General features: G+C 48.3%; 8 protein-coding genes. 4 read left to right on the top strand and 4 right to left on the bottom strand.

The genetic code is table 11. The annotated features are described in order from the left end of the window. Positions 1-345 (top strand): type 1 glutamine amidotransferase family protein (locus tag AC5I6P_RS23425; protein WP_495696180.1); only part of this gene is annotated, 345 nt, incomplete at its 5' end. A gap of 74 nt (positions 346-419) precedes the next feature. Here AC5I6P_RS23425 and AC5I6P_RS23420 read toward each other — a convergent pair. From AC5I6P_RS23420 to patD, 4 genes are all read right to left on the bottom strand, one after another. Beyond that, a complete protein-coding gene (locus AC5I6P_RS23420) occupies positions 420-1,109 on the bottom strand; it encodes a glycoside hydrolase family 24 protein (protein WP_495696179.1) in 690 nt (229 codons plus the stop codon). Between the two features lie 87 nt (positions 1,110-1,196). After that, positions 1,197-2,813 carry a dipeptide ABC transporter ATP-binding protein gene (locus AC5I6P_RS23415; RefSeq protein ID WP_495696178.1) on the bottom strand — a complete coding sequence of 539 codons (1,617 nt, stop codon included), beginning with the start codon at positions 2,811-2,813 and terminating at the stop codon, positions 1,197-1,199. 148 nt (positions 2,814-2,961) lie between these two features. Further along, positions 2,962-3,597, bottom strand: a complete 636-nt coding sequence (locus tag AC5I6P_RS23410) for a TFIIB-type zinc ribbon-containing protein (protein ID WP_495696177.1) — start codon at positions 3,595-3,597, stop codon at positions 2,962-2,964. Between the two features lie 89 nt (positions 3,598-3,686). Then, positions 3,687-4,073, bottom strand: a complete 387-nt coding sequence (gene patD / locus AC5I6P_RS23405; protein WP_495696176.1) for a heterocyst frequency control protein PatD — start codon at positions 4,071-4,073, stop codon at positions 3,687-3,689. 534 nt (positions 4,074-4,607) lie between these two features. Between patD and AC5I6P_RS23400 the strand changes: the two genes are divergently transcribed. From AC5I6P_RS23400 to AC5I6P_RS23390, 3 genes are all read left to right on the top strand, one after another. Next, positions 4,608-6,881, top strand: coding sequence for a RelA/SpoT family protein (locus AC5I6P_RS23400; RefSeq protein ID WP_495696175.1), 2,274 nt, complete (start codon positions 4,608-4,610; stop codon positions 6,879-6,881). A gap of 478 nt (positions 6,882-7,359) precedes the next feature. Beyond that, positions 7,360-8,610, top strand: a complete 1,251-nt coding sequence (locus AC5I6P_RS23395) for a Sll1247 family protein (protein ID WP_495696174.1) — start codon at positions 7,360-7,362, stop codon at positions 8,608-8,610. A gap of 251 nt (positions 8,611-8,861) precedes the next feature. Then, positions 8,862-9,431 (top strand): adenylate kinase, encoded by a 570-nt coding sequence (locus AC5I6P_RS23390; protein WP_495696173.1) that lies wholly within the window; start codon positions 8,862-8,864, stop codon positions 9,429-9,431. Positions 9,432-9,649 lie beyond the last annotated feature (218 nt).

The following is a 9,649-nucleotide window of genomic DNA, read 5'->3' as shown; positions in this document are numbered from 1 at the left end:
AATTCACCGTCCTCACTAGCTTTCCAGCTTCTTAGTTTTGTCAGTCAAGCAGGAGCCTATCTAGTTAATGTCAAAACCATTTCAGCGTTTACGAATGAAGAAGAAGCGGCGGTGGAACTAGCTGATATCGTTCCGTTTTCCTTGCAGGACAAGCTGATTGAACGCGGCGCAACTCACACAGAAGCGGCAAACTTTCAGCAGCATGTTGTTGTGAGCGATTCCGAAGGAAGCCCGTTTCACGGTCGCCTCGTGACAGGACAGAATCCTGCGTCTGCAAAGGGTGTAGGCGAAGAAGTTGTGAAATTACTGCAACACCATATGCAAGGAGCTGAGGTAGCTGTCTAGGTGCTGTGCCTTTTCACCAATTGAGGTGCTGTCTGTGTGCTCTGAGGCTACAGTTTACCTGAATGAGGATGTCCTTACTGAGAGTTGCTCGCCGTTTGCTTTAATTCTTCTCGCAAGACACGCTGATACACGCGAGGCAGTTCAGAACTCATTGAATTATCCTCAATTCCGTATCCCAAACTCGTCCACGTGCCAGACAGCATCTCAAGTACCGTATTGATTTTGCCTTGCTTCAACAACTGGCGTACATCAGCGCCCCATTCGGCGCGATCGTTTAACCAGCGATACACCACCTCATCTTGATACTCTGGCTCGAAACTGTAGCGCGACCACACCAGAAAACCATAGGGCGATGGGTGATACTGTCTCGCTCTTAAATCCCAGGTTGTCGTGATGAACTGATAGCGTCCGGCTGCTGTTGTGCAGTCTCCAGTATTAGGACCAGCGCTAATTGTAATACAGCGATCGGGGTGCTGACTCAAATCGCTAATTCGCTCTCCGCCATACATCACCGAGTAGGGATTACTAACATTAGATTCACTCGCAGAAATGGTTCGCATCAGGGCACGAATATGCGGGTCGCCGCCTCGCATTGCTAAGGGTGCATCTGCCCCGCGAGCCGAACTGCTCATCCAGAGAGAGGAAGGGCGTTTGCCTTGAAAGTACAAGACCAAAAATAAGACGCCGAGAACAATCAGACTCCGAACGAGTAACGTTTCAACAAATTTAGTGAGCGAATCAGGCTCTGACTCTGTTTTTGACATCCGCTATGGCTACGCAACGTTAGAGATCACTGCACTGTTCTGCATTCTAGCTTCTATCGACGAAACGATGAGCGGACTGGTAGTCTGTCAAATGGTTTGGTTCAGTAAGGGAGCGGCTCCAAGAAGAGTTTGAGTATAAGGGTGTTGAGGATGGCTGAGGACTTCTTTCGCGGCTCCGAGTTCAACAATTTTTCCGCCGTTCATCACCGCGATGCGATCGCAGAAGTACCGCGCAACCCATAGGTCATGCGTAATAAATAAGTACGTCAGATCAAATTCGTCTTTCAAATCTTGCATTAAGTCTAGAACTTGAGTCCGTACTGTAGCGTCGAGCATACTGACTGGCTCATCGCAAATTACCAGCTTTGGACGCGTGACTAGGGCACGCGCGATCGCCACCCTTTGCTGCTGCCCGCCCGATAGTTCTCCTGGATAGCGCCCAGAAAATTCTTTCGGATTGAGTCCTACTCGCTCTAGCACAAACTCTACGTCTTGCTTAGCTTTCTCAGGCGTTGCCAACCTATGAATAATTAGCGGATCAGCAATAATCTGCGCGATCGTCATTCTTGGATTAAGGCAAGCGTGAGGGTCTTGGAAAATCATCTGCATTTGACGCCGTTGCTGCTGAAGTTCGTGCCGTCCCAAACCTGTTAATTCTTGTCCCTGGAATTGCACGCTGCCACTGGTTGGACGCAGTAATTGAAGAATCGTTCGAGACAGCGTACTCTTGCCGCACCCTGATTCTCCGACTAAGCCCAAGGTTTCCCCCGCAAAAAGTTCTAAATCAATCCCGTCAACTGCGCGAATTGTGCGATCGCTTTTGTCAAAAAATTGCGAAAAGAAATTCTGCTCGATCGTGTAGTGCTGCTTGAGCGCTTCTAAACGCAGAATTGGCTCAGTCTTTAGAATTCTGGCATCTTGTTCTGCTTGGAGCAGCAAGGCTGAATTTAATAAGGTTTGAGTATAGGCGTGCTGTGGATTTTGGAAAACAGAAGCGGTGCTGCCCGTTTCGACGATCTTTCCGTCGTACATCACGGCAATGCGATCGCAGTATTCGCCAATCATCGCCAAATCGTGAGAAATCACAATGAGCGCCATGTTGCGTTCGCTGCATAGCCGCGTCAGTTCTTGAAGAATTTGGGCGGAAACGGTGACATCTAAACTTGTTGTCGGTTCGTCTGCCACAATTAGTTTGGGATTGAGCAGTAGCGCCAGCGCGATCGCGACGCGTTGCCGCATTCCGCCACTGAACTCGTGGGGAAACTGTGACCACCGATTTTCGGGGATGTTGACGGCTTTGAGCGTTGCGATCGCCCGTTCCTTTGCCGCCCGGGTTGATAGGTTCGGCTCATGTGCTTTTAGCGTCTCCAGACAGTGATCCCCGATTGTCATCAGTGGATCGAGTCGCGTCATCGGGTCTTGAAAGACGATCGCTACCGCTTCTCCTCGAAAGCGTCTCAAACTCGCCGCATCCAAATTAAAAACAGATTGACCTTGAAACGTAACGCTTCCGCCAATTTGAGCCGTGTCGGAGAGAAGCCGCATCACGGCGCGTCCCAAGGTCGATTTTCCGCAGCCAGATTCACCCACTAAGCCAAGCCGCTCTCCCGGATTTAGCGCAAAAGACACATCATCGACGACGTTCGGCTGTCCTCTCCGATAAGCAACTTGTAAATTCTCGACACGTAATAGCGGTTCGTTCATGGTTTGCGGCAATCGACTCTTGTTCAGCTACTTTACCAAACGACTTCAAAATTAGACTTTTCGCAGCGAATTGAAACAAATTTCTGCCTAGTCAGCGCTTCCTCCGCTCCACCTGCTACCAAATCTGCTGCCACCGATGGCAAATTGCTCAAGTCCGATTTACTTGATCTCGAATCTCCTGATTTCTAGCATCGGCCTCCCTCGTGTCAACCTCTTGAGCAAAATTCTCGAATCGGCGCATGAGATAGGCCACGCCAAAATCACCATTGGGATGCTTCTCTAGCAACTCCGATAATTCAAACACCTGCTGTGCTAACTCTTTGCCCAGACGGTCAATCGTGAGTTGGCGTTCCTGAGCTAAATGCTCACGTTCTCGTGCCAGAGACTGCCATTCTTGGGACGAGAGCTGCTCGATCGCAATATGCAATCCCATCGCTTCGAGGGCATTCCACTCGCCGCGATCGCACCAGATGCCTCCACAACTGAGACATCGCTCTACATAAAATGGCGTCTTCATCCCTAACTTGATTCGCGTCAAGTAAATGCCGCACTCCGGGCAAAATGCAGCTTTTGCATCATAGAGCGACGTCTCAAAGCCATCGGCGTCTAAAACTTTGGGAACAAGTTCTGCGATCGTCTTTGGGCGAATTTGCTGAGCCTGCCACCGCTGATAGTCTTCTGGAGAAATCCAGTTTCCCTGACATTCAGAACAACATTTCGCTGCCAAATTGCCTACTAATGTTCCAGCTTCCAACGTAATCTTTCTATCTTTAGGACATTGCAATGCTCAGCCCTCCTAATTCAACGCTTCTCTATTTAATCAGGCAAAGCAAGCAGTTCAAATTAATCAGGCAAAGCAAGCAGTTCAAAAAATCATCCCTCCTCCCTCAGCAATGCCCCACAGTAAACTATCAGCATCTCAAGCCGTCCCTTCACTTGCTCCACCCGTTGCTGTACGGTTTCGGGTTGCTTTGCCGCTCGCACATAGGCAACATCCATTCCGAGCAATCGCAGTTGCTTATCGATTTCCACCCAAATTGAGCGAACGCGATGGGCTTCTGTGTCTGTAAGCGCGTCAATATTCAAACTACGAATGTCGTCTTGAAAGATTTTTTGCAGGGAGATCAGTTCAGGGCGTAAATCTGTAGATTCATTCTCCTGATCATCGCGCTTCCGTCCAAGCTGTGAAACCTTCATTTGAAGCTGCTCCACAACTCCTCTAAAAGATTGATAGATCGATTGGTGAAATTCAGGTATCATTCGCATCATCTCTTTGAGAGAATAATTGAGATGGTGATTTGCGGGGGATCAAGTAGCCGGGGCTATTCTTACAAAATTGCTTCGGTATCGAGTGATCCTGTTTAAGTATGATTTCGCTCTAGCCTTGTATTTTCATCAATTTTAGAAGCGAAGCGTCTCCTTGTTTTTAATCTCCTTTTTGACCGTTGAGACGCTTCTAATTCGCTCAAAAAATGCGATGAAGGAATGTGTTCTCATGGGTAGAATAAGTATAGGTGGAGTCTTAGCAAGTTTAAGATCAACGATCAAATTCAGATTTTTTGGATATCCTTCCAGCAAGATTTTAATCATTGCCAATCCTGCTGCTAGGTTCCCAACGATCGCAAGATCGTCCAAGGACTGTCAATCAATAAATTTCTCTCTTTGTCTAGTAGTCGTAGGCTTTACTCTGCTAGACTCATTTTCTATTAATTCATGTTTTGTATAGCGCACTACATCACCAATTTCTAGTCATCCACCCCTTCCGAACCTCCGAATCCTCTAAAGTCTAATAGCATGAATGTAGCGGCATCTATTTCCACCAAGGATTTTGTTCTCCCAAATTGGTTACGAGAGTGCTTGGTCAAGCCCTTGTCTTCCAATCCTGTTGACTTGCCTATTGATGATAGTGACCTGGTTTGCAAAGCGTTTAACTTTGCCTACCAACTGCACGAAGGTCAATATCGCGCTTCCGGCGAGCCGTACATTGCCCATCCTGTCGCCGTCGCTGGGATTCTGCGCGATTTGGGAGGCAGTGGCACGATGATTGCGGCTGGCTTTTTGCATGATGTCGTAGAAGACACTGACATTACCCCTGAAGAAATTGAGATGCACTTTGGATCTGAGGTGCGATGTCTAGTGGAGGGAGTCACCAAACTCTCAAAATTTAACTTCTCTAGCAAAACTGAGCGTCAAGCTGAAAACTTTCGCCGCATGTTTTTGGCAATGGCGCAAGACATCCGAGTGATCGTCGTGAAGTTAGCAGATCGGCTGCACAACATGCGAACACTAGAACATTTGTCTGATGAGAAACGCCGTCGCATCGCCCTAGAAACCCGAGAAATCTTTGCACCGTTAGCCAACCGACTTGGGATCGGTAACATCAAGTGGGAATTAGAAGATCTCGCGTTTAAATATCTTGAGACTAACTCTTATCAAGAAATTCGCCAGCTTGTTGCTGAAAAGCGCGGCGATCGCGAAGCCCGCCTCAGCACCGTCACCGAAACGTTTAAACAACGGCTCACCCAAAGTGGCATTCGCTGGGTTGAAGTTAGTGGTCGTCCAAAGCATCTCTACGGCATCTACGAAAAGATGCAGCGTCAGCAGAAGGGCTACGAGCAAATCTATGATGTGGCTGCTATTCGGATCATTGTTGAAAGCAACGACGAGTGTTACCGTGCGCTAGCGATCGTGCATGACATGTTCCGCCCGATCCCTGGACGTTTCAAAGACTATATCGGCTTGCCCAAACCCAATCGCTACCAGTCGCTTCACACGGTTGTGATTGGCACTAGCGGACGTCCGCTAGAAGTCCAGATCCGCACGCTCGAAATGCACCACATCGCAGAATATGGAATTGCGGCGCACTGGAAATACAAGGAGACGGGTGGCTCCAGCACAGAACAGCAGACCACGACCGACGAAAAATTCACCTGGTTGCGGCAACTGATCGATTGGCAAAACGATATGAAAGATGCCCAGGAATACCTGGAGAGCATCAAAGATAATCTATTTGATGGCGATATCTTTGTCTTCACGCCCAAAGGCGAAGTCGTGGCGCTGAATCCAGACTCGACTACCGTTGATTTTGCCTATCGGATTCATACCGAAGTTGGTAATCACTGTGCCGGAGCAAAAGTCAACGGTCGCATGGTTACGCTCGACACCCGGCTTCAAAACGGCGACATTGTTGAGATCATTCGGCAGAAGAATGCTCATCCTAGTCTCGATTGGCTCAATTTTGTTGTAACGCCCAGCGCTCGAAATCGCATTCGTCAATGGTATAAGCGATCGCACCGAGACGAGAATATTGCCCGGGGCCGCGAGATGCTAGAAAAACACCTCGGCAAGAGCGGCTTTGAAGCGCTGCTTAAATCCGATCCCATGCTCATAGCAGCAGAACGATGTAACTATCACAGCGTCGAAGACTTTTTAGCGGCTGTTGGCTATGGCGAAGTCACCCTTAATCTGGCTATCAATCGCATTCGAGATGCGGTGAAAGGACAACAGGAGGTTCTGAATCCTCCAATTGAGGGCGGTGTTTTAGCGGATTCGCAAGTTCTCTCCCTCTCGCCAAGCGTCCCCCGTGCTGTGCCAAGTCCTTCTAAGTCGCCCATTGTCGGTGTCGAAGGCTTGCTCCACTACATTGCTGGATGCTGTAACTCGGTTCCGGGCGAGCCGATCATTGGCGTTGTCACTCGCAGCTGTCGCGGCATTTCGATTCACCGTCAAGGCTGTCCAAACCTCGACTCCATTCCTGGAAATCGCTTAGTGCCCGTGAGTTGGAATCAGACCGAGCATCACAACGGACGTCCTCAGGTTTACCCCGTTGAAATTCAAATAGAAGTGATCGATCGCGTTGGGGTTCTCAAAGATTTGCTCTCTCGCTTAACAGACAACAATATCAACGTCCGTAATGCCCAAGTCAAGACTTTCTCTGATCAGACGGCGGTGGTTAATTTGGGCATCGATATTTGCGACCACGATCAGCTAGAGCGAACCTTTGCTCAAATCAGAAAGATGACAGATGTACTGAACTTGCGTCGTGTTAGTCAAGTTGAAGAAGGGTAATTGAGTCGCTCACGAAGTTGAATGAACCTTCTTCATGAAGAGTAGTTCAGCGAAATACACGTTTTACGTGAAAAATCCTGATTTGCTATGCGATCGCGGAATGAGGAAAACAGTATTGTCTTACACTCTACTGAAACTCAAGCTTAGATTGAGAACCGGGAAATTTGTCTTTTCAGAAGCTATTGAGAATACATCAATTCTCCGCATCTTAAAAGGAGGCTGTAAAGTTGTAGTTAAGTAAATTCCGCAAATTGTGTTTAGGCGATGTGAAGTGACTTAAATTACACCTAGTCCTTCATCGTTTCGTTACAATTATCTTCTAGCAGTACCGTTGTCCCCTGGTACGTCCTCTTCACGACGTCGCGCCTTTATCAGCTCGACTTCATCCCCACTTCTTCAATCCCCATTTCTAACCCACAAAAAGTTTTCAACTTACAGAGAATTTCGCCCATCTTCGGCGAACAGGAGTGCGAATTAGGTGAGTACCTGGACAACGTATCCCACTCGGGACATTACGCAAGAAGAACAGCGGCTTTATGAACACTTATTGAGGTTGGTGCAAACCGAATCTCCTCAGCAATTAGTTGAACGCTTTCGGCTACTGTTTGTCGAGGGGATGGGTTACCCAGATGCTGCAATTGTGCGATCGCTAGACCAAATTGTAGCTGCCACCACCTCTGACCAAGACTTCCGGTTTATCCTCAATCGGTGCTGTCACATCTTGATCAATCGTTGGCAAATGCGCCCGCCGTTTTATCCTGCGATCGCTGCCCTAATTGCGGCCCTGTCCTCCCCTCCAACTCGCCCCATCACCGACTACACGAGATCGCGCTCTATCCGTCGCCTGCGTGAACTGAGTAAGCAATTCATCGACACCGAGCAATTTCTAACCCTGAGACGTTTAGGGCAACTGGTCAGTCAACCTCGCGAGCAGTGCCATACGCAGCCGCTCGTGACCTTGATTCATCGCTATCCTTATCTCTACGAACACTGCCTTGTCGCCGAAGGAACGCCTACTGAGCATCAGGCATCGATTCGTCAATTGCAATCCCAAGTGCAGCGTCAGTTTGAGCTTGACCTTTCTAAATATGTCACCCATCAAGCGCGGCAAACTCAATCGACGCAGTTCATACAAAATCCAACTTTACTCAGCGATCGCGATCTTGCACGTGCGCTCCAACTCTTTGTGGGCAAGGTTGAAGGCTCCGCAACGTGTCGGGATATCGCCCAGCGATTCATCACCCACAGCCGCCAGATTCGTTCCTTCCGGGAGTTCAAGAGCGATCTTTATCACTACATTGCCGCCTCGGTCGATTCGGAATACGGAAAGCGGCAGTTCAACACTCAACTGTGCAACCATCTAAAAAACACCCTGTCAGATGTTGATTTGCTGCCCTTAACCGATTTTCTGATTGTCAGAACGTGTAGCCAACTTTTAAACTTTTTAGTCGTAGACAGCCCAAAACAGCCGCAGCATTTTGTCTTTGTTGACTTGCTCTCCAATTTAGGAGCAACCTCAACGACTCGTCTTCTGCTAAAAATTGTGCTGCTTTGCAGTCGAGTCAAACCCTATCTCGAAAAGCGATTCTCTATCCTGTTCAATCACTACGAATCGCATAGCCGCGAGCAAGTCCAATGGCTGATCGCAGCGATGGAAAATCTTCACCTAGCGCTGAGTACAAATTTCAGCACCATCGATCTCTGTTTTGTGAATCAACTCGTTCGTTAATGTGCACCGCATTAAAAATTACAGAAGGTCGATAGTGCCGCCGCACGACAGCTGCGGCGTATTGACCAGGAACAGACCGTTTCAAACCGTCTGCACTCCCTCCCTTGCTGCCCATGAGCGAATCAACATCTACTTCTTCAAAATATGGCGTTTGATGAATTCGAGCGTTTGAGTCAGCGGATTATTCTAAAAATTGATGCATTTTTGACTCAGTGTAATACTCTAAATCAGAGACCCAATGGAAATATTTGATGAGACTCATTCTTCTTGGCGCACCCGGAGCCGGAAAAGGAACCCAATCCCAACAAATCTGTCAAACGCTAGGGCTGTGTTCGATCTCGACGGGTGATCTTTTACGATCGCAGATCAAACAAAAAACTGACCTCGGCAAACAAATCAGAGTCTTTGTCGATGAGGGCGAACTGGTTCCCGATGAAATAGTGCTCGAACTCATTCGGCAACGACTGCTAAAGCAAGATCTCGTCCACGGTTGGCTGCTGGAAGGCTATCCGAGAACGCCAGTTCAGGCAGAAGAATTTGATGCTCTGCTGGCTCAACTGAATCAAGCCTTAGACTACGCCGTTCTATTAGACGTTCCCGTTGAGGTGTTGCTTGGTCGCTCTCTCAATCCAGCCAGACAAGACGCTCAGCCAGAAGCATTGCAGAAACGGATTGAGATATTCCGCGATCGCACGTCACCGCTGTTGGAATATTACAATCGCCAGAATCGCCTAATTACGGTCGATGGCAATCAAGCGATCGGAGAAGTAAGAGAGGACATTCTAAAAAAAGTTGGAATAACTGAGGAAAATGAGGGATGAATAAACTCAAAACGCTACATCAACTCCTGTTCTTCTAGGAAGGAATCAAGTGTTGACCGGAACTCCTTTAGAATCTGCGTCAACACTTGGTATATACAACGTTGTCGCTATGGCAGCGTCTTGTTAGATTCTGTTGCCAGATCAGCGGAATTCAAGGAATGTGCCCAGAGCTAATTCATTGTATGAGGAGGAAAAGAGCATCAATGGCATGCGCTACT

It is taken from the genome of Myxacorys sp. (assembly GCF_059501405.1).
This window is presented reverse-complemented; position numbering and strand designations above follow the sequence as displayed.

Coding starts and splice junctions, on each gene's coding strand:
- patD (WP_495696176.1), bottom strand. CDS start 4,073: ATGATACCTGAATTTCACCAATCGATCTATCAATCTTTTAGAGGAGTT.
- AC5I6P_RS23400 (WP_495696175.1), top strand. CDS start 4,608: ATGAATGTAGCGGCATCTATTTCCACCAAGGATTTTGTTCTCCCAAAT.
- AC5I6P_RS23415 (WP_495696178.1), bottom strand. CDS start 2,813: ATGAACGAACCGCTATTACGTGTCGAGAATTTACAAGTTGCTTATCGG.
- AC5I6P_RS23390 (WP_495696173.1), top strand. CDS start 8,862: ATGAGACTCATTCTTCTTGGCGCACCCGGAGCCGGAAAAGGAACCCAA.
- AC5I6P_RS23420 (WP_495696179.1), bottom strand. CDS start 1,109: ATGTCAAAAACAGAGTCAGAGCCTGATTCGCTCACTAAATTTGTTGAA.